This window comes from Roseospirillum parvum, assembly GCF_900100455.1.
In the GTDB taxonomy this organism is placed as follows: domain Bacteria; phylum Pseudomonadota; class Alphaproteobacteria; order Rhodospirillales; family Rhodospirillaceae; genus Roseospirillum; species Roseospirillum parvum.
Genome location: NZ_FNCV01000017.1, coordinates 1 through 22351, shown reverse-complemented (window position 1 = coordinate 22351; position 22351 = coordinate 1). Strand labels below are relative to the sequence as shown.

Annotated in this window: 20 protein-coding genes; 13 read left to right on the top strand and 7 right to left on the bottom strand. The window is 69.6% G+C overall.

Annotated features, from left to right (window positions below; all coding sequences use genetic code 11):
- Positions 1–164 precede the first annotated feature (164 nt).
- Genes cobU through BLR95_RS14670 form a run of 3 tightly spaced genes read right to left on the bottom strand, consistent with a single transcriptional unit; the run spans position 165 to position 2184 of the window.
- On the bottom strand, positions 165–734 hold the full coding sequence (cobU, locus tag BLR95_RS14680) for a bifunctional adenosylcobinamide kinase/adenosylcobinamide-phosphate guanylyltransferase (RefSeq protein WP_092621890.1): 570 nt from the start codon (positions 732–734) through the stop codon (positions 165–167).
- Positions 731–1390 (bottom strand): histidine phosphatase family protein, encoded by a 660-nt coding sequence (locus tag BLR95_RS14675; protein WP_092621888.1) that lies wholly within the window; start codon positions 1388–1390, stop codon positions 731–733. Before BLR95_RS14675 ends, cobU begins: the two co-directional genes overlap by 4 nt.
- Positions 1387–2184: an adenosylcobinamide-GDP ribazoletransferase gene (locus tag BLR95_RS14670; RefSeq protein WP_092621885.1), complete on the bottom strand. Its 798-nt coding sequence runs from the start codon at positions 2182–2184 to the stop codon at positions 1387–1389. Before BLR95_RS14670 ends, BLR95_RS14675 begins: the two co-directional genes overlap by 4 nt.
- A gap of 338 nt (positions 2185–2522) precedes the next feature.
- Here BLR95_RS14670 and BLR95_RS14665 point away from each other — a divergent pair, with 338 nt between their 5' ends.
- The 3 genes from BLR95_RS14665 to cydX are packed head-to-tail and all read left to right on the top strand — an operon-like array spanning position 2523 to position 5412.
- Positions 2523–4100, top strand: a complete 1578-nt coding sequence (locus BLR95_RS14665) for a cytochrome ubiquinol oxidase subunit I (RefSeq protein WP_092621882.1) — start codon at positions 2523–2525, stop codon at positions 4098–4100.
- A gap of 22 nt (positions 4101–4122) precedes the next feature.
- The gene (cydB, locus tag BLR95_RS14660; protein WP_092621879.1) at positions 4123–5277 is read left to right on the top strand and encodes a cytochrome d ubiquinol oxidase subunit II; all 1155 of its coding nucleotides are present in this window, start codon (positions 4123–4125) and stop codon (positions 5275–5277) included.
- A gap of 24 nt (positions 5278–5301) precedes the next feature.
- Complete coding sequence (gene cydX, locus BLR95_RS14655; RefSeq protein ID WP_092621876.1) at positions 5302–5412, top strand: cytochrome bd-I oxidase subunit CydX; 111 nt, start codon at positions 5302–5304, stop codon at positions 5410–5412.
- Positions 5413–5499: 87 nt separating this feature from the next.
- Here cydX and dnaJ read toward each other — a convergent pair whose 3' ends face one another.
- Positions 5500–6648 carry a molecular chaperone DnaJ gene (gene dnaJ / locus BLR95_RS14650; RefSeq protein WP_092621873.1) on the bottom strand — a complete coding sequence of 383 codons (1149 nt, stop codon included), beginning with the start codon at positions 6646–6648 and terminating at the stop codon, positions 5500–5502.
- 197 nt (positions 6649–6845) lie between these two features.
- Positions 6846–8765, bottom strand: a complete 1920-nt coding sequence (dnaK, locus tag BLR95_RS14645) for a molecular chaperone DnaK (protein WP_092621870.1) — start codon at positions 8763–8765, stop codon at positions 6846–6848.
- Between the two features lie 334 nt (positions 8766–9099).
- Between dnaK and BLR95_RS14640 the strand changes: the two genes are divergently transcribed.
- Complete coding sequence (locus BLR95_RS14640) at positions 9100–9330, top strand: DUF1178 family protein (protein WP_092621867.1); 231 nt, start codon at positions 9100–9102, stop codon at positions 9328–9330.
- Positions 9331–9529: 199 nt separating this feature from the next.
- Here BLR95_RS14640 and BLR95_RS14635 read toward each other — a convergent pair whose 3' ends face one another.
- Positions 9530–10702 (bottom strand): GTP cyclohydrolase II, encoded by a 1173-nt coding sequence (locus tag BLR95_RS14635; protein WP_092621864.1) that lies wholly within the window; start codon positions 10700–10702, stop codon positions 9530–9532.
- 138 nt (positions 10703–10840) lie between these two features.
- On the opposite strand from BLR95_RS14635, the gene BLR95_RS14630 reads away from it, so the two are divergent.
- From BLR95_RS14630 to BLR95_RS14595, 8 genes are all read left to right on the top strand, one after another.
- Positions 10841–11578: a response regulator transcription factor gene (locus BLR95_RS14630; RefSeq protein WP_092621908.1), complete on the top strand. Its 738-nt coding sequence runs from the start codon at positions 10841–10843 to the stop codon at positions 11576–11578.
- An 80-nt stretch (positions 11579–11658) separates the two neighbouring features.
- Positions 11659–13059 carry an adenylosuccinate lyase gene (purB, locus tag BLR95_RS14625; protein ID WP_092621861.1) on the top strand — a complete coding sequence of 467 codons (1401 nt, stop codon included), beginning with the start codon at positions 11659–11661 and terminating at the stop codon, positions 13057–13059.
- Between the two features lie 381 nt (positions 13060–13440).
- Positions 13441–13857, top strand: coding sequence for a hypothetical protein (locus BLR95_RS14620; protein WP_092621857.1), 417 nt, complete (start codon positions 13441–13443; stop codon positions 13855–13857).
- Positions 13858–13972: 115 nt separating this feature from the next.
- Positions 13973–14203 carry a sulfurtransferase TusA family protein gene (locus BLR95_RS14615; protein ID WP_092621854.1) on the top strand — a complete coding sequence of 77 codons (231 nt, stop codon included), beginning with the start codon at positions 13973–13975 and terminating at the stop codon, positions 14201–14203.
- Between the two features lie 241 nt (positions 14204–14444).
- The gene (locus tag BLR95_RS14610; protein WP_092621851.1) at positions 14445–15584 is read left to right on the top strand and encodes an NAD(P)/FAD-dependent oxidoreductase; all 1140 of its coding nucleotides are present in this window, start codon (positions 14445–14447) and stop codon (positions 15582–15584) included.
- Positions 15585–15604: 20 nt separating this feature from the next.
- Positions 15605–16147, top strand: a complete 543-nt coding sequence (locus BLR95_RS14605; protein WP_245689569.1) for a helical membrane plugin domain-containing protein — start codon at positions 15605–15607, stop codon at positions 16145–16147.
- Between the two features lie 491 nt (positions 16148–16638).
- Positions 16639–17976 (top strand): AmpG family muropeptide MFS transporter, encoded by a 1338-nt coding sequence (locus tag BLR95_RS14600; protein WP_092621848.1) that lies wholly within the window; start codon positions 16639–16641, stop codon positions 17974–17976.
- A gap of 103 nt (positions 17977–18079) precedes the next feature.
- Positions 18080–18577 carry a hypothetical protein gene (locus tag BLR95_RS14595; protein ID WP_092621844.1) on the top strand — a complete coding sequence of 166 codons (498 nt, stop codon included), beginning with the start codon at positions 18080–18082 and terminating at the stop codon, positions 18575–18577.
- Positions 18578–18715: 138 nt separating this feature from the next.
- On the opposite strand, the gene BLR95_RS15635 is transcribed toward BLR95_RS14595, so the two are convergent.
- Entirely contained in the window at positions 18716–19036 is a 321-nt protein-coding gene (locus tag BLR95_RS15635; protein WP_143131033.1) for a hypothetical protein, read from the bottom strand.
- Between the two features lie 431 nt (positions 19037–19467).
- Between BLR95_RS15635 and BLR95_RS14590 the strand changes: the two genes are divergently transcribed.
- The gene (locus BLR95_RS14590) at positions 19468–22110 is read left to right on the top strand and encodes an amidase family protein (protein ID WP_245689568.1); all 2643 of its coding nucleotides are present in this window, start codon (positions 19468–19470) and stop codon (positions 22108–22110) included.
- Positions 22111–22351: the final 241 nt, after the last annotated feature.

Sequence of the window (22351 nt, the reverse complement as noted above, 5' to 3'; positions counted from 1 at the left end):
GGAGAAGAGGGGGGGGGCCGAGCGCGTGCGCTCGGCCACCCCCCTCTTCTCCGGCTTTGACTCATGGTGGGGTCTGGGGAGGCCTCCCGGCCTCCCCAGCGGGGTTCAAAGGGGCGGCGCCCCTTTGATGTGCCCCGCACGCCGGCATCTCTGGAAGAGTGATATCAGCCTTTGAGGATCAGGGGGAGGCCGGCGGTGACCAGGATGGTTCGTGGGGCGTGTCGGGCGATGGTTTGGTTGAGGGTGCCTTGGGCGTCGCGGAAGGTTCGGCCCAGTGGGTGGTCGGGGACAATGCCCAGGCCGACTTCGTTGCTGACCGCGACCACTGGTCCGCTGGCCTGGTCGAGGAGGTGGGGCAGTTGGCTGATGTGGGGGGCGGGGTCGGTGTCGGCGAACATCAGGTTGGCCAGCCACAGGGTGAGGCAGTCGAGCAGGATGGGGCTGCCGGGGGGGCCCTCGGTGAGGGCCTCGGTGAGGTCGCCGGGGGCTTCGACGGTGGTCCAGTCGGCGCCGCGCCGGGTCTGGTGGGCGGCGATGCGGGCGGCCATTTCGGTGTCGTCGCCGGGGGCCGGGGCGGTGGCGATGTAGCGCGCCGGGGCACCGCCCCGTTTGGCCAGATGGGCCAGCACCAGGGCCTCGGCGAGGCGGCTCTTGCCTGAGCGCGCGCCGCCCAGGACCAGGGTCAGGGCGGGCAGGGGGGTGAGGTCGTCGGGGGTCGGCGGGGTGATGGTCATGGGTCGGGTCCGGGGGCGCGGCAGGGGCGGTTGACCCAGACCACCGCCCAGCCGCCGTCCAGCTTGCGGCGTTTGCCGGGGGCGGGGTCGGCCGGGTAGGCGTCGAGCCGGGTCAGCGACAGCGGGTCGATCTGGAAGGCCAGGGCGGCGGCCGGATCGACGTTCAGGGCCACCGCCAGGGCGGCGCGGATGGTGCCGGCGTGGCAGACCAGGACCACATCGCCGCCGGGGGTGTCGGCCACGATCCGCTCCAGCAACGGGCCGACCCGGGCCACCTGATCGGCGAAGGATTCACCGTCCGGCGGGCGGGTGGTGGCCGGCTCGGCCCACATCCGGCGGGCCAGCGGATGGTCGGTCAGCTCGGCCCAGGACTTGCCGGCCCAGGCGCCGAAGTCCTGTTCCATCAGGTCGGGTTCCAGGGTTTCCGGGCCGTCCGGCCGGAAGCCGCTGTCGATGGCGGCGGCCAGGGTGGCCTTGCAGCGGGTCAGCGGCGAGCACAGCACGCGGGCGCCGCGCGGCAGGGCGCCGGCCAGGGCGAACAGGGCGAGGCGGTCGGTGGTGTCGCAGGGCACGTCGCGCTGGCCGTTGATGCGGCCGGCGTCGGCGCCGGCGACCGGGGCATGGCGGACCAGCCACAGGCGAATCGAGGGGCTCATGAGGGGCTCCCGACGAGGGCGGCGAGAACCAGCAGGATGACGACCGCCACCAGTTGGCCGATGGCCCCGACCACGTCGCCGGTGAAGCCGCCGAACAGCCGCCGGGCGGCGATCATGGCGGCGGCGGCCAGCCCGACGCCGGCGGCGAAGGCGGCCACCCCGGCGCCGCCCAGGGGCAGGGCGACGAGCAGCGACAGGGCCAGGGCGGTGCCCGCCACCGGGCGGCTGGGGCGACCGAAGCCGGCTCCCACGCCGTCGCCCCGGGCGGCCGGCAGGGTGTGCATGATGAGCGGCATGATGCCGCGCTCCAGAGCCAGGGCAAGGGCCAGGGCGAGCGGCGCGGCGCCGCCCAGGGCGACCAGGGCGGCGGCCTTGAGGCCAATGGAGAAGATCAGCCCGAGCGCCCCGAAGGAGCCCAGGCGGCTGTCGCGCAGCACCTCCAGGCGGCGGGTCAGGTCGCCGTCCGGGCCGGGGCGCACGCCCAGACCGTCGCAGACGTCGGCCAGGCCGTCCTCATGCAGGCAGCCGGTGACGACGACCAGCCCGGCCAGGGCCAGCAGGGCGGCGGCCAGCGGCGGCAGGCCCAGCCACAGGCCGCCCAGCATCACCCCGCCGGCGGCCAGCCCGAGGCCGGCGCCGACCAGCGGAAAGGCCCACATGACGCTGGCCATGGGCGGCGGGTCGCCGCCGCCGGGCGGGCTCGGCCAGGCGATCGGCAGGCGGGTCAGGAAGGCGGCGGCCAGACGCAGGTCGTAGCCGAGACGCGCGGCGGTGAGGGGGGGCTGGTCGGACATGGCGCCCTGCTTACCCCATTCGGGGCCCCCGCGCCATTGGCGCGGAAACGGTCAGACCGGCCATTGGCGCGGAACCGATCGGACCGGCCATCGGCGCGGGCCGCCGACGGCTCGTAACTGGTGTATGTTTCATCGTCGGGGCGATTTTCAAGAGTTGGGCAAATAACTTTAGGCCTGTAAAGATCGACTGCGAATTGTCATTCCTCCAGACTGGGGGGCGGCTCATAGTCAAGCCGCGCCCTGGTTTACCCCGGAGGCGGCCGCCCCCCTTTTCGGGAGCCCCCGCCCCGGGTTCGGCGCCCCCCTTACCGCCCGACCCTGAGTGCGGAGCCCGCCCCATGTTCGACGAGACATTCATCGCCCTGTCGCGCTGGCAGTTCGCCGCGACGGCCATGTACCACTTCCTGTTCGTGCCCCTGACCCTGGGCCTGTCCTGGATGCTGTTCATCATGGAGTCGGTCTATGTGATGACCGGCAAAGTGATCTACAAGGACATGACCAAGTTCTGGGGCAAGCTGTTCGGCATCAACTTCGCCCTGGGGGTGACCACCGGGCTGACCATGGAGTTCCAGTTCGGCACCAACTGGGCCTATTACAGCCACTATGTGGGCGACGTCTTCGGGGCACCGCTGGCCATCGAGGGCCTGATGGCCTTCTTTCTGGAATCCACCTTCATCGGCCTGTTCTTCCTGGGCTGGGAGAAGCTGTCCAAGCGCCAGCATTTGTTGGTCACCTTCATGACCGCGCTGGGCTCCAACCTCTCGGCGCTGTGGATCCTGGTCGCCAACGGCTGGATGCAGAACCCGGTGGGCGCCGAGTTCTCGGCCGAGACCATGCGCATGGAAATGACCAGCTTCGCCGAGGTGGTCCTGAACCCGGTGGCCCAGGTGAAGTTCGTCCACACGGTGGCCGCCGGCTACGTGACGGCGGCCATGTTCGTGCTCGGCATCAGCGCCTACTACATGCTGAAAGGGCGCGACATGGCCTTTGCCCGGCGCTCCTTCTCGGTCGCCGCCGGCTTCGGTCTGGCCTCGGTGCTCTCGGTCATCGTGCTGGGCGACGAGAGTGGCTACGAGCTGGGCGACGTGCAGAAGGTGAAGCTGGCCGCCATCGAGGCCGAATACCACACCGAGCCCGCCCCGGCCGGCTTCTCGATCTTCGCCCTGCCCGACGAGGAGGCGATGGAAAGCCGCGCCGCCATCAAGGTGCCGTGGATGCTGGGGCTGATCGCCACCCGCTCGGTGGACGAGCAGGTGACCGGCCTGACCGACCTGATGGACGAGCACGCGGTGCGCATCCGCCACGGCATCATCGCCTACGAGGCGCTGGAGAAACTGCGCGCCGGCGACGAATCCGGCGACACCCTGGCCAGCTTCGAGGCCAACAAGGAGCACCTGGGCTATGGCCTGCTGCTGAAGCGCTACACCGAGGACATCACCACCGCCACCGACGCCCAGGTGGCGCAGGCGGCGCGCGACTCCATTCCCCCGGTGGCGCCGCTGTTCTGGACTTTCCGCGTCATGGTCGGCATCGGCTTTCTGATGCTGTTCATGATCGCCGCCTCGTTCTGGTACAGCATGCGGCGCACCATCCAGCACAAGCGCTGGCTGCTCAAGCTGATGCTGTGGGGCATCCCGCTGCCTTGGATCGCCTGCGAGGTGGGCTGGTTCGTGGCCGAGTTCGGCCGCCAGCCGTGGGCCATCGGCGAGGTGCTGCCGACCTTCCTGGCCGCCTCCAGCCTGACCACCGGCGAGCTGATCTTCTCGCTGACCGGCTTCATCACCTTCTACACCTTCCTGCTGGCCATCGAGCTGTTCCTGATGTTCCGCTTCGGCCGCATGGGACCCAGCTCGCTGGGCACCGGCAGGTACCACTTCGAGCGCGATCCCGGCCCCCTGGCCACCCCCGCCGAATGATCCAAAGCCCTGGAGAGCGGTCATGATCCTCGACTACGAAACGCTCAAGTTCATCTGGTGGCTGCTGGTCGGCATCCTGCTGATCGGCTTCGCCATCACCGACGGCATGGACATGGGGGTGGGCAACCTTTTGCCCTTCGTCGGCAAGACCGACGAGGAACGCCGGGTGGTGATCAACACCGTCGGCCCCCACTGGGACGGCAACCAGGTGTGGCTGATCACCGCCGGCGGCGCCATCTTCGCCGCCTGGCCGGCGGTCTATGCGGCCGCCTTCTCGGGCTTCTACATGGCCATGATGCTGGTCCTGTTCGCCCTGTTCTTCCGGCCGGTGGGCTTCGACTACCGCTCCAAGATCGGCGACGCGCGCTGGCGCAACGCCTGGGACTGGGGCCTGTTCACCGGCGGTTTCGTCCCGGCGCTGATCTTCGGGGTGGCCTTCGGCAACCTGCTTCAGGGGGTGCCGTTCTATCTCGACGAGCTGTTGCGGCCCCACTACCAGGGCTCGCTGCTCGGCGCCCTGTTGCCGCTGCTCAACCCCTTTGCCCTGCTCGCCGGGGTGATCAGCGTGGCCATGCTGACCGCCCACGGCGGCACCTGGCTGATGATGCGGGCCGACCACGCCATCGCCGAGCGGGCCCGCAAGGCGGTGGTGCTGGTCGGCGCGGTGGCGGTGGCCGGCTTCGCCCTGGCCGGGGTGTGGGTGGCCTTCGGCATCGACGGCTACCGCATCGTCTCCATGCCGCCCACCGACGCCCTGCCCAACCCGCTGGGCAAGACGGTGGTGGTGGAAGCCGGGGCGTGGCTTGACGTCTACACCAATTACCCCTTCGCCATCCTCGCCCCGGTGGCCGGGTTCGCCGGGCTCCTGGGCATGATCGGGCTGGCCTGGATGGGGCGGGGGGGACTGGCCTTCGTCTCTTCGGCGGTGGGCATGACCGGCATCATCATGACCGCCGGGGCCTCCATGTTCCCCTTCATCATGCCCTCCAGCATCCGGCCCGATTCCAGCCTCACCGCGTGGGACGCGCCGTCCAGCCACCTGACCCTGACGGTGATGTTCTGGGCCGTGGCCATCTTCCTGCCGCTGGTCCTCACCTACACCGTGTGGTGCTACCGGCGCATGTGGGGCCGGGTGACGGTGGCCGAGATCGAACAGCGCGCCGGCAGCGCCTACTGAGCCCAGCCGAAAGGAGCCCAAGCAATGTGGTACTTCACCTGGATCCTCGGCCTCGGCGCGGCGCTGGCCGTGGGCATCATCAACGTCATGTGGCTGGAAGCCGAGGAACAGCACAGCCCGCCCCCGGAGGGGTGAGGGACAACCGCCCCCGGAGGGCTGGAAAAAAGACAAATAAAAAGGGGGCCGCCGCCCCCTTTTTGATGCCTGGAATTCCCGCCGGCCTCAGTCCGTCAGGTCGTCCCACAGCTCCTTGACCTTCTTGAAGAAGGAGGAGCTTTCCGGGCTGTTGCCATGGTGGTCGTCGCCGTCCTTGCCGTGGCCGGCGAACTCCTGCAGCAGCTCCTTCTGGCGGCGGTTCAGCTTGACCGGGGTTTCCACCGCCGCCTCGATGAACATGTCGCCGCGCGAGGTCGAGCGCAGCACGCTCATCCCCTTGCCCTTCAGGCGGAACTGGTGGCCGGTCTGGGTGCCCTCGGGGATGGTCACCTTGGCCCGCCCGCCGTCGATGGTCGGCACCTCGATGGCGCCGCCCAGCGCCGCGGTGACCATGGGGATCGGCACCTTGCAGTGGATGTTGGCCCCCTCGCGCCGGAACAGGCGGTGCGGCTTCAGGGTCAGGAAGATGTACAGGTCGCCCGGTGGGGCGCCGCGCAACCCGGCCTCGCCCTCGCCGGCCAGACGGATGCGGGTGCCGTCCTCGACCCCGGCCGGGATGGTCACCTCCAGGGTGCGCTCCTGGCGCTGGCGGCCCTGGCCGTTGCACTTGGGGCAGGGGTCCTTGATCACCTTGCCGGCGCCGTGGCAGGTCGGGCAGGTGCGCTCGATGGTGAAGAAGCCCTGCTGGGCCCGCACCCGGCCCACCCCGCGACAGGTCGGGCAGGCGGCCGGCGCCGCGCCGTCGCGGGTGCCGGTGCCCGAGCAGGCCTCGCAGGTGACCGAGGTGGGCACCTTGATGGTGGCGTTCTTGCCGGCGTAGGCCTCCTCGAGGCCGATCTCCATGTTGTAGCGCAAATCGTTGCCGCGCTGGTTGCCGCCGCCGCCCCGGCCGCGCCCCATGAAGTCGCCGAACACTTCCTCGAAGATGTCGGAGAAGCCGCCGAAGCCCTCGAAGCCGCCGCCGCCGAAACCACCCCCGCCCATGCCGTTCTCGAAGGCGGCGTGGCCGTAGCGGTCGTAGGCGGCGCGCTTCTGGTCGTCCTTCAAGACCTCGTAGGCCTCGTTGACCTCCTTGAAGGCCTGTTCCGCCTCGGCGTCACCCGGGTTGCGGTCCGGGTGGTACTTCATGGCCGCCTTGCGGTAGGCCCGCTTCAGCTCGTCCGGGCCGGCCCCCTTGGCCACCCCGAGCACCTCGTAATAGTCCCGCTTGCTCATCGTCCCCGTCCGTCGCCGCCGCCGCCGCTGGCCCGTTCCGGTTCCGGGGAACCGTTCAAGGCTGTTTCGGGCGTGGTCCTGACATGGGCGCGGGCCCCGTCACCCCCGGCCACTCAAAGCCGTGGGGGTCGGAGCCCGGCCGGTGCGCGGGCGCAAGCGCCGCAAAGGGCGCCCGCGCCAGCCTTTGCGAAGCTGGATCAGCTCTTCTTGCTGTCGTCCACTTCCTCGAAGTCGGCGTCGACCACGCCATCGTCGGCCGGCCCGGTGGACTCCTGGGGCCCGCCCTCGGCGGCCTCGCCGGCTTCCTGCTGGGCCTTGTACATGGCCTCGCCCAGCTTCATGGAGACCTGGGTCAGGGCCTCGGTCTTGGCCTGGATGGCCTCCGCCTCGGCGTTCTCGTCGGCCAGGGTTTCCTTGAGCTCGGAGAGCGCGGTCTCGACCGCCGCCTTGTCCTCGGCCGGGACCTTGTCGCCGTGCTCGGCCAGGGTCTTCTCGGTGGCGTGGACCAGCCCGTCGGCCTGATTGCGGGCCTCGATGCGCTCGCGGCGCTTCTTGTCCGCCTCGGCGTTGGCCTCGGCGTCCTTGACCATCTTTTCGATGTCGGCGTCGGACAGCCCGCCGCTGGCCTGGATGCGGATCTGCTGCTCCTTGCCGGTCGCCTTGTCCTTGGCCGAAACGTTGACGATGCCGTTGGCGTCGATGTCGAAGGTCACCTCCACCTGGGGCACGCCGCGCGGCGCCGGCGGGATGCCGACCAGATCGAACTGGCCCAGCATCTTGTTGTCGGCGGCCATCTCGCGCTCGCCCTGGAAGACCCGGATGGTGACCGCCGTCTGGTTGTCCTCGGCGGTCGAGAAGGTCTGGCTCTTCTTGGTCGGGATGGTGGTGTTGCGGTCGATCAGGCGGGTGAACACGCCGCCCAGGGTCTCGATGCCCAGGCTCAGCGGGGTGACGTCGAGCAACAGGACGTCCTTCACCTCGCCCTTCAGCACGCCGCCCTGGATGGCGGCGCCGATGGCCACCACCTCGTCCGGGTTGACGCCCTTGTGGGGCTCGCGGCCGAAGAACTCCTTCACCGTCTCCTGGACCTTGGGCATGCGGGTCATGCCGCCGACCAGGATCACCTCGTCAACCTCGTTGGGCTTCAGGCCGGCGTCCTTCAGGGCCTTCTTGCAGGGCTCGACGGTGCGCTGCACGAGGTCCTCGACCAGGGCTTCCAGCTTGGCGCGCGACAGCTTGATGTTGAGGTGCTTGGGCCCCGACTGGTCGGCGGTGATGAAGGGCAGGTTGACCTCGGTCTGCATGGCGCTGGACAGCTCGATCTTGGCCTTCTCGGCGGCCTCCTTCAGGCGCTGCAGGGCCAGCTTGTCCTGCTTGAGGTCGATCCCCTGCTCCTTTTTGAACTCGGCGGCCAGGTATTCGATGATGCGGGCGTCGAAGTCCTCGCCGCCCAGGAAGGTGTCGCCGTTGGTCGACTTCACCTCGAACACGCCGTCGCCGATCTCCAGGATCGAGACGTCAAAGGTGCCGCCACCCAGGTCGTAGACGGCGATGGTGCCGCCTTCCTTCTTGTCCAGGCCATAGGCCAGGGCGGCCGCGGTCGGCTCGTTGATGATGCGCAGCACCTCAAGCCCGGCGATCTTGCCGGCGTCCTTGGTCGCCTGACGCTGGCTGTCGTTGAAGTAGGCGGGCACGGTGATCACCGCCTGGGAGATCTTCTCGCCCACGTAGTTCTCGGCGGTTTCCTTCATCTTCTGCAGGATGAAGGCCGACACCTGGCTGGGCGAGTACTTCTCGCCGCTCGCCTCGACCCAGGCATCGCCGTTGTCGGAACGGACGATCTTGTAGGGGACGAGGTCGATGTCTTTCTTGGTGGTCGGGTCCTCGAAGCGCCGCCCGATCAGCCGCTTGATGGCGAACAGGGTGTTCTCCGGGTTGGTCACCGCCTGACGCTTGGCCGGCTGACCGACCAGACGCTCGCCGGAATCGGAGAACGCCACCATCGACGGCGTGGTGCGCGCGCCCTCGGCGTTCTCAAGAACCCGGGCGTCCTTGCCTTCCATGACGGCAACGCACGAGTTGGTGGTTCCCAGGTCGATGCCGATGACCTTGCTCATGGCTTTACAGATGCTCCTTCGTGTTCGGCGGGCCCGGACGGGAAGTGGATGAACGGCAGGCCCTTCTTCCAGGAAGCGACCGCCGATCCCGCATAAAGGCCAGGCCCCCTATGGATCGGATGGTGTGACGGCGGACATGTAACAGCCGATAACAGTCTGCAAACTCAAGCCCCGGGCCGGGCCGCCGCGTCTGCCGGCCGGAGCAGGTTGGCGGCCTATATAGGCAAACCCGCCAAACCCCGCAACCGGGCCAATCACCGCCGCCCTTGAGGGAGACCCGCCAAGGGCATAAAAAAAACCACACACCACCCCACCGATCGAAAGCCCCCGACAGATGATCCGCTACACCCTGAGCTGCGCCAACCAGCACACCTTCGAACACTGGTTCGACAACATGGCCGACGCCGACGGCAAACTGGCCGACCACGCCCTGACCTGCCCGACCTGCGGCGATACCAACATCCGCAAAAGCCTGATGGCCCCCAACCTCGGCAGCGGCAAAACCCCCGAACCACCAACCTGCTCCCCCAACGCCTGCGCCTCCTGCCCCGCCGCCCTGGGCTGAGCGCGTCAAAGGGGCGTCGCCCCTTTGAAATCCCCGCTGGGGAGGCCGGGAGGCCTCCCCAGACCCCACCATGAATCAAAAACCCGCCCGGGGGGCTTGCCCCCCTGGCGGGTTTTTAAGTCACGGCGGGGGTCCGGGGGGGCCCCTGGTCCCCCCGGCGGGGGTTCCAAGGGGGCAGCGCCCCCTTGGCGCGGACAGCTCAGAACAGGTGGCCGCTGCGGGTGGCTTTGGTGTGCAGGTAGGAGCGGGCGTGGCAGCTTGCTTCGAAGACGTGGGGCACCCGTTCGGTCACTTCCACGCCGTGGCGGGCCAGGGCGCGCAGTTTGGCCGGGTTGTTGGTCATCAGGCGGACCCGCGAGATGCCCAGGCGGGCGAGGATTTCCGCCGCCGGCAGGTAGATCCGTTCGTCGTCGTCGAAGCCCAGTTGTTCGTTGGCGTCCAGGGTGTCGTAGCCCATGTCCTGGAGTTCGTAGGCGCGCAGTTTGTTGACCAGTCCGATGCCGCGTCCTTCCTGGGCCAGGTAGAGCAGCACGCCGGAGCCGGCCTCGGCGATGGCCTCGATGGCGCCGCGCAACTGGTCGCCGCAGTCGCAGCGCAGCGAGCCCAGAAGGTCGCCGGTGAAGCATTCGGAGTGCAGGCGGGTCAGCACCGGCTGGCCGTCGGCGCCGGGCTGGCCGATGACCAGGGCGATGTGCTCGATGCCGCCATCGGCCGGGCGGAAGGCCAGCACGCGGGTCTCCTCGGCCCCCTTCAGCGGCACCCGGGCGGCGCCCACCTGACGCAGGCCCCGGGCCAACGCCGGCTCGTAGTCCAGGGCCTGATCGGCGCCCACGGAAAGCAGGCTGTTGGCCGCCGCCCATTCGGCGGGAGCGGCACTGGGCACCTCGGCGACCACCGCGGCGGGCAGCAGGCGGGCCGCCTTCATCACCTGCACGGCGGCCCGCTCGACCGGTTTGTCGGCGGTCCGCCAGGGGAAGGCGTCGGGTTGGGCCCCGGGCCGGTCGGCCTCGCTGCCCGGGGCGGCGAGACGGGCGATGGCGGCGGCGTCGAGCGGCGCCTCGGGGCCGGCCAGCAGGGCCAGCGGCGAGTTGTGGTCGGGGGCGCTGCTCGGCGGGATGAGGCCCATCACCATGGCCCGCCGCCCGGTGACCAGCAGGCGCGGCGCGGCGCCGGCCAGCCGGCCCAGGGCGTCGAGGGCCTGCGGGGTGATGCCCTCGGCGGCCAGCACGACCAGGGCGGCCTGCTCGGGGCTGGCCGGGGTGACGACCACCGGCAGGCCGTGCCGGATGTCGCCAACCACCCGGTTGACGGTGCGCGCGTCGGGCGCCGCGTGGCGGCCGAAGGGAGACGGGGAGGTGTGGGATCGGCTCATGATGGGGCCTTATATAGGCGACGGCGGGACAAACACCAGTCGGCAATGCGCGGTGGCGGAAGGAGCTTGGCAGGCGACGGTCGGCGGGTCATGCTGGAGCCTTTCCACGCCCCCGCCTCGCCCCAGAAAAACCGCCCCATGGTCGCCCCCGATCCCGATCCCCATCCAGCCACCGCCGAGGACCCGCCGGCCGGGCCCAGCCTGCTGCTGATCGAGGATGACGACCTGCTGGCCCGCTCGCTGGGCGAGCAACTGGCCGGGGCCGGCGGCTTCGCCCAGGTGGTGCGCGCCGCCGACGGGGCCGAGGGGTTGGCCCGCGCCGCCGAGCGCGCCTTCGACGTGATCCTGCTCGATGTGGGGCTGCCCGACCAGGACGGGCGGCAGGTCTGCCAGGCCCTGCGCGCCGCCGGGGTGGGCTGCCCGATCCTCATGCTGACCGCCGCCGACAGCGACGACGACACCATCACCGGGCTGGCCGCCGGAGCCAACGACTACGTCACCAAGCCGTTCCGCCTGAACGTGCTGCTGGCCCGCATCGAGGCCCACCGCCGCCAGCACCGGGGCAGCGACGACGCCCTGTTCAGCATCGGGCCCTACCGCTTCCACCCGGCCACCAAGATGCTGCACGACCCGGCCCGGGGGCGCAAAATCCGCCTGACCGAGAAGGAATGCGGCATCCTCAAGTACCTCTATCGCGCCGCCCCGGAGACGGTGCCGCGCGAGGTGTTGCTGGGCGAGGTGTGGGGCTACAACGCCGGGGTCACCACCCACACCCTGGAGACCCACGTCTACCGCCTGCGCCGCAAGATCGAGCCCGACACCAAGACGGCCACCCTGCTGCTCACCGAGCCCGGGGGCTACCGGCTGGGGGTGTAGCGGCGGTTGGCCAGAACAGCAGGCGGCGTTATATAGGGCCTCTTCACACCTCCCCCACATCCCGCTGCCCGAGGCCCCGCATGATCCCGCGCTATTCCCGTCCCGAGATGGTTGCCATCTGGGAGCCGGCCAACAAGTTCCGCATCTGGTTCCTGATCGAGGCCCACGCCTGCGACGCGCTGGCCGAGCTGGGCGTCATTCCGGCGGCGGCGGCAAGGGAGGTGTGGGCCAAGGGCGATCAGCCCTATACCGACTCCCGCATCGCCCGCATCGACGAGATCGAGCGCGAGACCCGCCACGACGTGATCGCCTTCACCACCGAGCTGGCCGAGCAGGTGGGCGAGTCGGCGCGCTTCGTGCACCAGGGCATGACCAGCTCGGACGTGCTCGACACCTGTCTGGCGGTGCAGCTCGCCCAGGCCGCCGACCTCCTGATCGCCGATCTTGAAACGCTGCTCGCCGCCCTGGAGCGCCGCGCCTTCGAGACCCGCGACATGCTGTGCATGGGGCGCAGCCACGGCATCCATGCCGAGCCGCTGACCATGGGCCTGAAGTTCGCCGGCTTTCATGCCGAGTTCCAGCGCAACCTGGCCCGCCTCAAGGCGGCGCGGGCCGAGGTGGCGACCTGCGCCATCTCCGGCGCCGTGGGCACCTTCGCCAACATCGATCCCCGGGTGGAGGCCCACGTCGCCGACAAGCTGGGCCTGAGCCCGGAGCCGGTCTCGACCCAGGTCATCCCGCGCGACCGTCATGCCCAGTTCTTCGCCACCCTGGGCGTCATCGCCAGCTCGGTGGAGCGGCTGGCGGTGGAAATCCGCCACCTGCAACGCACCGAGGTGCGCGAGGCCCAGGAGTATTTCGCGCCGGGCCAGAAGGGCAGCTCGGCCATGCCCCACAAGCGCAACCCGATCCTGTCGGAGAACCTCACCGGGCTGGCCCGGGTGGTCCGCTCGGCGGTCATCCCGGCCATGGAGAACGTCGCCCTGTGGCACGAGCGCGACATCTCCCACTCCTCGGTGGAGCGCATGATCGGCCCCGACGCCACGGTCACGCTGGACTTCGCCCTGGCCCGGCTGGCCGGGGTGGTCGACCGGCTGGTGGTCTATCCGCAGGCCATGCTGGGCCAGGTCAACGCCTTCGGCGGCATCCACGACGCCCAGCGGGTGCTGCTGTTCCTGACCCAGAACGGGGTCAGCCGCGAGGACGCCTACAAGATCGTGCAAAGGAACGCCATGCGGGTGTGGAAGAGCTTCGGCATCGACCCCGACAACCCCGACCGGGCGGCCGAGACCGACGCCGAGGACGCCGAGGCGGCAACCCACGACAACCGCCTGTTCTTCTTCCTGGGCCGCGACCCGGAGCTGGCCGAACGGCTGGAGGTGGCGCGGCTGAACGACCTGCTGGACACCGACTCGGCGGCCCACCACACCCGCCACGTGAAGACCATCTTCCAGCGGGTGTTCGGGCGCGCCGGCGACTGACCGGCCGACTCCCCAGGGGGCGCTCCAGGGGGCGCCCCACTGGCGGGCGCCCCGATTTCGAATGACCCCGGGCGCCCCGCTGGCGGGCGCCCAGATTTCGAATATCAGAAAAATCGCATTTTTCGTTTGCCCCCTCGGGGGCGAACGTTCTCTAATGCGACTCGCCCTGGGGTTTCCCGACTCGTCCCGGGGTGAAAAGGCGCCCGCATCCGGGCGGCGGCGAAGGAGAGAGCGCCGCGCGCCACGACAAGAAAAGGCGCCACAAGACAGGGCCGGGGCGATCAGGCTGGCGCTCAAGCAGGCACCAAGCAGGCACCACGCCGGCCACCGTCGCATGGCTCAGGGAGAGGCTCGATCAGGGGAGGGGAGGCCCCGTCCATCATGTCCGACAAGCCGTTGTACATCCTGCTCGTTTCCGGCGAGCGGGAGAAGCTCCAGATGGCCGCCATGACGGCCTCGGTGGCCGCCGTCTCCGACCGGCCGACCGAGGTGTTCGTCAGCATGAACGCCATCCTCTCGTTCAAGCGCGGCCTGCCGCCCGAGGAGCGCTACCCCGAAGGCGGCGGCTTCTTCGCCGCCCAGTTCGCCAAGGCGTCCGCCAAGGGCGGCACGCCCGACGCGGTGGACCTGCTGGCCCAGGGCAGGATGCTGGGCGGGGTCAAGGTGTGGGCTTGCGCCATGGTGCTCGACATGCTGGGCTGGGAAGACGACGACCTGACCGAGGATCTGTTCGACGGCCGCCTGGGACTGACCAAGTTCCTGGCCGACGCCGAGTCGGGCGATCTGGTCTCGTTCTGAGCCGAGCGGTCTGCGCGACTCCCCCCCTTCAAGGCCCCACATCAACGCCCGTCCCGGGCCTCACGCGGCACCGCCGCCCGGTTTCTCGTCATCACCTGCTGGGACTGTCAAAACCATGAGCGAACGCACCCTGATCGACGCCCGCGGGGCTTTCTGCCCGGGCCCCCTGATGGAACTGATCGCCGCCCTCAAGGCGATCGAGATCGGCGAGGAAGTGGAGGTCCTGTCCTCCGACAAGGGCTCGGCCGACGACATCCCGGAATGGGTGGCCAAGGTCGGCCACGAGATGGTCGGGGTGGAGGAAAAAGGCGACCACTGGAGCGTCGTTGTCCGCCGGGCCAAGTAGGAGGCCCAGTTGAAGGCCCAGTTGGAAGCCAATTAGACCCGGGGCGGCGAACCAAGGCAGGCCCGGGGCGCCAGGATCATCCGGTCACGCCAGCCCACCCGCCCCCGCCGGGCGATGGGCCGGCGCATGAAGCGGGCACGCGGCCACCCAAAAAGAAGCCGCGGCCCCGACAGGGAGGTCTCCGCCGGCATCCGCCGGGGGCGGCCAGTCGTCTTTGGGCCAGGGAGGAGACAACAACATCATGGCCAAGAAGATTCTGATCGTCGGTGGCGGCCTGTCCGGCACCATCGTCGCCAACGGGCTGTGCCGCCAGTTGGCCCACCAGATGCGCCAGGGCGCGGTGTCGATCACCGTGCTGGGGACCAGCGACAAGCACCTCTACCAGCCGGGCCTGTTGTACGTGCCCTTCGGCCGCATCCGCGAGGCCGAGCTGTTCCGCGAGCAGAAGAAGGTGCTCGACCGGCGGATCAACTTCTTCATCGACCCGGCAACCCACATCGACGTGGAGGCCAAGACGGTCAGCACCCAGTCCGGGCGCAGCTTCGACTACGACTATCTGGTCCTGGCCACCGGCTCGCGCATTCGCCCCGACGCCGTGCCCGGCATGGAAGAGGGCGCGCACTGGTTCTACGACCTGGACGGCGCCCGCAAGCTGCGCGACGCCCTGGCCGCCTTCGAGGGCGGCAGGATCGTGGTCAACGTGAACGCGCCCCACAAGTGCCCGGTGGCGCCGCTCGAAATCACCTTCATGCTCGACGAGTACTTCAAGGCCCGGGGCCTGGGCGACAAGGTGGAGATCACCTACACCTACCCGATCGGCCGCCTGCACGCCCTGGAGCCGGTCGGCAAGTGGGCGGTGCCCGAGTTCCAGAAGCTGGGCATCAAGAGCGAGACCTTCTTCAACACCAAGGCGGTCGACCCCAAGGCCAAGAAGATCGAATCGGAAGAAGGGGTGACCCTGGACTACGACCTTCTGATCACCATCCCGCCGCACAACGGGGCCGAGGTGATCGAGAACTCGGGCCTGGGCAAGGCCGGCTGGGTGCCGACCAACCCCAAGACCCTGCACCGCGAGGGCTCCGACACCGTGTTCGTGGTCGGCGACACCACCAACATCCCGATCTCCAAGGCCGGCTCGACCGCCCACTTCGAGGCCGACACGGTGGTCGACAACATCGCCAGCCTGATCACCGAGAACCGCTGGGCCCGCGACTACGACGGCAAGGTGTACTGCTTCATCGAGACCGGCATGAACACCGGCACCTACGTCTGGTTCAACTACACCACGCCGCCCAACCCGGGCCCGCCGTCGCAGATGATCCACTGGTTCAAGCTGGCCTACAACCGCCTCTACTGGCTGTCGGCCCGAGGTCTTCTGTGATGGGCGAGGAGGCCAAGAACATGAGCGACATGGCCCACGATCCCACCGCCGCCGCGGCGGCCGACCTGGCCCGTCTGTCGCGCGCCGCCTCCGACGCGCTGACCGACAACATGGTCGAACGGCTGTCGACCAACGCCGGCAACCTGATGGAGGTGCTCGACCTGCTCAACGACGAGGACACCCGCGAGGCGGTGATGGCCGCCGTCGCCGGGCTGACCGAGTTGCACCGCGTCGGCGCCCTGCAAACCCTGATCGATCTCGCCCAGATGATCCACGGGGCCCGCTCGGCGGTGACCGACAACATGGTCGAGCGGATGTTCGCCTTCGTCGAGCACATGGTGAACAACCTGGCCAACGAGGAAGTCGCCACCCTGGCCCACGAGACCCGGGGCGCCCTGGAAGACGCCCTGGACGACACCCGGGCGGCCGGCAACACCGGCATGCTGACCACCCTGAAGATGCTCTCGGACAAGGAAACCCAACGGTCGCTCCAGTTCCTGATGCACTTCGGGATGCGCCTCAGAAGCCGGGTCCACCAGGAAGCCCTGGAAGAGGGCAAGTAAGTCCAACCGGCGATGAGAGGAACCCATCGCCGGTTGGCATGAAAGGTTGGCATGAAAGGGGCTTTGCCCCTTTAAAACCCCACCGGGGGACCAAGGTGGTCCCCCGGCCCCCCTCCATTCATTCATGGATCGCCGAGCGAGCCGGGATTTCCGCACCCAGGCCAAGGCCGGCCTGCAAGCGAACCATTGGGAAGGCGATCTGAGGCTGCGCGCCCATTCCCCCGTTGTTTTCGCAGGCCAGCAAAGCTGGCCTGCAACCAAAAACCACGACGCGCTCCGCTCGGAGGGAACGATTGTTCACCAACGAATGGAGGGGGTTCGGGGGACCGCCTCGGTCCCCCGATGGGGGTTTGGGGGCAAAGCCCCCAATCAGCCGCCTGAGCGGGCGCCCAGCCCCTAAGGGCTTGACCAAACCGCGATGAGTCTTACTCATCGCCGGTTGGTATCAGAGCGGGGGCGGCGGGCGCCCCCGTCGGCTCGGCGGAGATCGGATGACAGGCTGGTGGCAAGGCTGGTGGCGGGGGTGGGCCGTCTACCGCGACCGGCGCATGGCGCTGATCCTGGCCCTTGGCTTCGCCTCCGGGCTGCCCCAGCCGATGGTCTACGCCAATCTTTCCGTGTGGCTGAAGGACAGCGGCCTGACCCTGGGCAGCATTGCCCTGTTCGGCTCGCTGTCCACGCCTTATGCCCTCAACTTCCTGTGGGCGCCGCTGGTTGACCGGCTGTCGCTGCCCGGCCTGGGCCGGCGGCGCGGCTGGCTGCTGCTGTGCCAGGGCGGCATCGCCCTGTCGCTGCTTGCCCTGTCGCTGGCCCGGCCGGAGGCGGCGGTGTGGCCGATCATCGCGGCGGGCCTGTGTCTGGCCATCTTCTCGGCCACCCAGGACGTGGTCATCGACGCCCTGAGGATCGAGCTTCTGACCCCCGAGACCTATGGCGCCGGCTCGGCGGTGGCGGTTTTCGGCTGGCATCTGGGGGCCACCGTGGGCGGCGCCGGGGGGCTGTTCCTGGCCGCCGAGCTGGGCTGGCCGCTGACCTACCGGCTGGCCCTGATCGCCCTGGCGGTGGGGGTGGCGGCGGCCCTGCTCGCCCCCGAGCCCGCCGCCCCCGCCCGGCCTGCCGCCGCCGCTCCCGGCGCACCCCGCCCAAAGCGCCTGCTCGGCTGGCTGAAGGAGACGGTGGTCGCCCCGCTGGCCGACTTCGCCCGCCGCCCGGGGTGGCTGTGGGTGCTGGCCTTCATCGTCGTCTTCAAGATGGGCGACGCGCTGCTCGGGCGGATGTCCAACCTGTTCTACCGCGAGCTGGGCTTTTCCTACGAGGAGATCGCCGAGGTGGCCAAGATCGCCGGGCTGGCCGGGCTGACCCTGGGTGCCTTCGCCGGCGGCGTGGCGGTCAAGCGCCTGGGCACCCTGAAGGCGCTGTTCCTGGCCGGCCTTTTGATGGCGGCGACCAACCTGCTGTACGCCTGGCTGGCCACCCGGGGGGCCGACCAGGGCGCCCTGGCGCTGGCCGTGGTGTCCGACCAGTTCACCAGCGGCCTGGGGCTGACCACCTTTGTCGCCTATCTGTCGGGGTTGTGCTCGCTGGCCTTCACCGCCACCCAGTACGCCCTGCTCGCCTCGCTGGCCAACTTCGCGCGCATCCAGGTGGCCTCGGCCAGCGGCTGGATGGTCGAGGGGCTGGCCGCCATGGAGGGCTGGATCGGGGCCCACGCCTGGAGCGTCTTTTTCATCCTCACCGCCCTCTTGGCCCTGCCCGGGCTGGCCCTGCTGGCGGTGCTGATGCGCCGCCTCGGGGATGGCGAGGTTCCGGCCAGGACACGGCCCGACTGAAATCCAGAATCACTTTGCCGTTATTATTCGTCGCAGCATGCCCCAGCATACCCTTCTTGGGTGCAAACAAGAAATGCCGGTGAATGCAGCGACGGAGGCGGTCATGGGTCCGGTGAGAACTTTCGGCTTGGCATTCTCGATGCTCGGTGTCTCGGCGTGCGCCGGAGGCCCTTTTGAGTGGAAATACGGGCACGACAAGATCGTTCCCGGGCAATTCCCCGTGTCCGGGGATAACGGATCGGTTCTGACCTGGCCCTCCTATGCCGTTGGCGCGGTGGTCTACCAGGACGGCAAGGCCTGCATTCAAAGCACCCAGAGCGCCAAGGCCCGGGACCGCTCCGGAACCGGCAACATCACCCTGAACCTTCCCGCGACGTTCGAGGGCGGCGCGGAATTGGGCCAGACCATCACCGAGACCATCTCAAAGCTGCAGGAAAAGGATGAGATCGGGACCTTCACGGACGTCGCGCTCTTCCATGTCTGTACCCTGGCGGCCAATGGGGCCCTGACCGAGCAGGCAACGGCTGAGTCCGTTCAGTCCATCATTCAGGCCGCGCAGGCGATGGCCGGGGGAAAACAGGCGTCCGGTCAAACCGAGTGATGGCGGGGCGGCGACGGGGATCGGCGCCCGCCCGGGGCGCGGTCGGGTGAACGGGGCCGGCTCCTCCGGTCAGGGCTGCCGGCGCGGGGCAGATCGCGCTCAGGCAGGGCTCACGACGCCCCTCCGACCTCCCGGACCTCAGTCCGCGACCCGCCGATAGCCTTTCTGGCCCATGCAGTCGGCGGCCAGACGGCGGATGTCGCGGCCGGCGGCGTAGGTGTCGTAGTTGGCCAGCGGATCGTTGCCGGTGGAGATCGGCCCGCCGGCGGGCAGGCGCCCGGCGGCGCCCAACTCATCCTCGGCCAGACGGCGGCAGTCGTTCCAGGCGGCCCGCGTCTGGGCCGGGCTGGCGCCCTCGCGGTGCCATCCCGTGGCCCCATCGGAGGCCGCGCAACCAGCCAGCAGAACGGCGCCAAAAGCCCCAATGGTTGCGACCCGGCGGGCGCCCCGTCGGATCACGCTGGCTAGAGCAGATCTGAGCGAAAAATCGGGAACCACCAAGTGGTTCCGATTTTTCGCTCTCGGCTCTAATGCCGAGGGCCGCCAATTGGCGCCGGGTTGCTCAGGGTTCATGGTGGACCTCTTCCTTGGCCAGCTGGAGAATTGTCAAAAAAAGCCGTTCACGACCCCCGCCCGGGCGGGCATAATGTGCCCTGTGGTGGTGCCTCGCTTCCGGACATAACCGGCGACTTGGCTGAAATCAAACCGGAGCGTCAAGAAATTCGCTCGCCGACGGTCCCGCCCATCACGCAGCGGCGGAAATCGCCCCCCATCGGGGCGCCCGATACCCGAAAAACGGCGACAGGCCGGGCAGGCACCCCCGGCCACCAAGACAGAAGGGCCGGCCAGGGAAAAGGTTCATCCTAAGGGGACACGCGGTGGGATGTGAGTTGTGGGCCGACCCCGCCCGCCGGGTGGTGGATCGGTTGCGGCGGCGCGAGATCGCCCCGGCGGAGGTCATCGACTCCGCCCTGGACCGGATCGAGGCGGTGGACCCGCTGGTCAACGCCGTGCCCACCCGGTGTGTCGAGCGGGCCCGCGCCATGGCCCGAGATCTGGCCCGAGACTTGGCCGCCACCACCACCACCGCCACCAGCCCCGAAGACCCGGCCTGGCTGGCCGGCCTGCCGGTGCTCATCAAGGACCTGAACGATGTGGCCGGGGTGCGCACCACCTACGGCTCGCCCCTGTTCGCCAACCACGTGCCGAACGCCGACGACCTGGTGGTGCGGGCCCTGGCGGCGCGCGGGGCGACCCTGCTCGGCAAGACCAACACGCCGGAGTTCGGGGCCGGCGCGCACACCTTCAACGAGGTTTTCGGGGCGACCCGCAATCCCTGGAACACCGCCCGTTCGGCCGGCGGCTCGTCGGGCGGCTCGGCGGCCGCCCTGGCCAGCGGCATGGCTTGGCTGGCCCACGGCAACGATCTGGGCGGCAGCCTGCGCATTCCGGCCGCCTTCTGCGGCGTGGTCGGGCTCAGGCCGTCGCCCGGGCGGGTGCCCCATTCCGACCGCCTGACCCCCTTCTCGCCACTCAACGTGGATGGCCCGATGGCCCGCGACGTGGCCGATCTGGCCCTGCTGCTGGATGCCATGGCGGTCCACGCCCGGGCCGACCCGCTGAGCTTCCCGACCCCGCCCGGCACCTTCCAGGCCGCCGCCGCCGCGCCCACCCGGCCGGCCCGCCTGGCCTTTTCCATGGACCTTGGCCTGAGCCCGGTCGACGGGCGGGTGCGCGCCGTCCTCGAGGACGCGGTGAAACGCCTGGAAGCGGCCGGCTTCGAGATCGAGGACGCGACGCCCGAGCTGTCCGACGCGGTGCCCTGCTTCCAGATCCTGCGCGCCCACTGGTTCGCCACCCGACTGGGCCCGCTGCTCGCCGAGCGCCGGGCCGAGATGAAGCCCGAGCTGGTCTGGAACATCGAGCTGGGCCTCGCCCTGAGCGCCGAGGAAATCGCCTGGGCCGAGCGCGCCCGGGCCCGTCTGGTGGCCGACAGCGCCGCCTTCTTCGAGACCTACGACCTGCTGCTGACGCCGACCACGGTGGTCCCGCCGTTCCCCCTCGGCCAGCGCGCGGTGGAGGAGGTGGAAGGCCACAAACTGGCCACCTACATCGACTGGCTGGTGCTGACCTTCGCCATCACCCTGACCGGCTGCCCGGCCCTGTCGCTGCCCGCCGGGCAGACGCCCGAGGGCCTGCCGGTCGGCCTTCAGGCGGTCGGCCGACCGCGCGGCGAGGCCGCCCTGATCGCCGCCGCCGCCGCCCTGGAAGAAGCCCTGGAAGCGCGCCTCGAGCGGCCCATCGAGCCCCGGGTCGCCGAACCCGACGACGCCCAAGCGGCGCCGTCCCAGTTGGGGGCTCCCGAGGTGGCGCCCCCCAGCGCCGTCACCACGCCGCCGGTCAAGTCGCTGGAACGCCGGCTGCGCGAGGGCCTGGAGCAGATGCCGGCCGCCTTCGCCCTGTGGGGCGAGGACGACCGGCTGATCATCGACAACGCCGCCCACCGCCGCCTGTTCGGCGACGTCGGCAGCCTGTTCCGTCCCGGGGTGAGCTTCCGCGAGGTGCTGGTTGGCCTGCTCGACCGGGGCATCCACCAGCCCGAGCCGGGCCAGGAGCGGGAAGACTGGATCGCCGACCGACTGGCGGCGCGCCACAACGGCGACCTGCGCCGCGAGTGGCAGATGCCCGACGGCCATTGGCTGCGCATCCAGGAAACCCGCACCCCGGGCGGCATGACGGTCACCCTGGGCCTGGACATCACCGACCTCAAGGGCAAGGAACGGGAGCTGATCCAGGAGCGCGACGTCTCGGAAACCGCCAGCCAGGCCAAGTCGCAGTTCCTGGCCCGCATGAGCCACGAGTTGCGCACCCCCCTGAACGCCATCATCGGCTTTTCCGAGGTGGTGCGCGGCCAGCTTCTGGGGCCCATCGGCAACGACATCTACCTGGGCTATGCCGACGACATCTGGGCCAGCGGCCACCACCTGCTGGAGCTGATCAGCGACATCCTGGACCTGTCGAAGATCGAGGCCGGCACCTTCACCATCCACCCCCAGCCGCTCGGCCTGGGCGATCTGCTGGAAGCCAGCGTGCCCTTCGTGCGGGCCCGCGCCAAGGCGCGCGGGCAGGTGATGTCGCTGGAGGTCCACCCGCGCCTGCCCCGGGTGCTGATCGACCGCCGGGCGGCCAAGCAGATCCTGCTCAACCTGTTGTCCAACGCCATCAAGTTCACGCCGCAAGGGGGGCGCATCTGGATCCGCCTGATCCGCCGCGATGCCGACGTGGTGTTGTCGGTGAAGGACAACGGAATCGGCATGAGCCAGGAGGACGTCGCCCGCGCCCTAGAGCCCTTCGGCCAGATCGGCGGCGGGGAGTCCTGGCTGACCCCGAACACCGAGGGCACCGGCCTTGGCCTGACCATCGTCGATGCCCTGGTCGGCATGCACGGGGCGCGGCTGGAAATCGACAGCGCGCCGGGCGAGGGGACCGACGTGCGGGTGGTCTTTCCGCCCCCCACCCAAGCCAGCCGATAGGGGCGCGGTCCTTGCGGGCGGCGCGTGTTTTGACTGTCTTCTTTCCGGGTTGATTGTTTTCGCATGGATTTCCACGGTCGGCCGGGGACAGGTGTGTCCGCCGGCCGTTTTCCCATCCGCCGCTCCCGTTCCGGGGGTGGGCCTGAGATCGCGTCCCTGGAGGTGGTGTAGCAGCGCGGGCGGCGTCGCGGTCTCCGGCCGGGTTTGGCCGAGTGGCTACTGTGCCGCGGAGAGCAGCGGC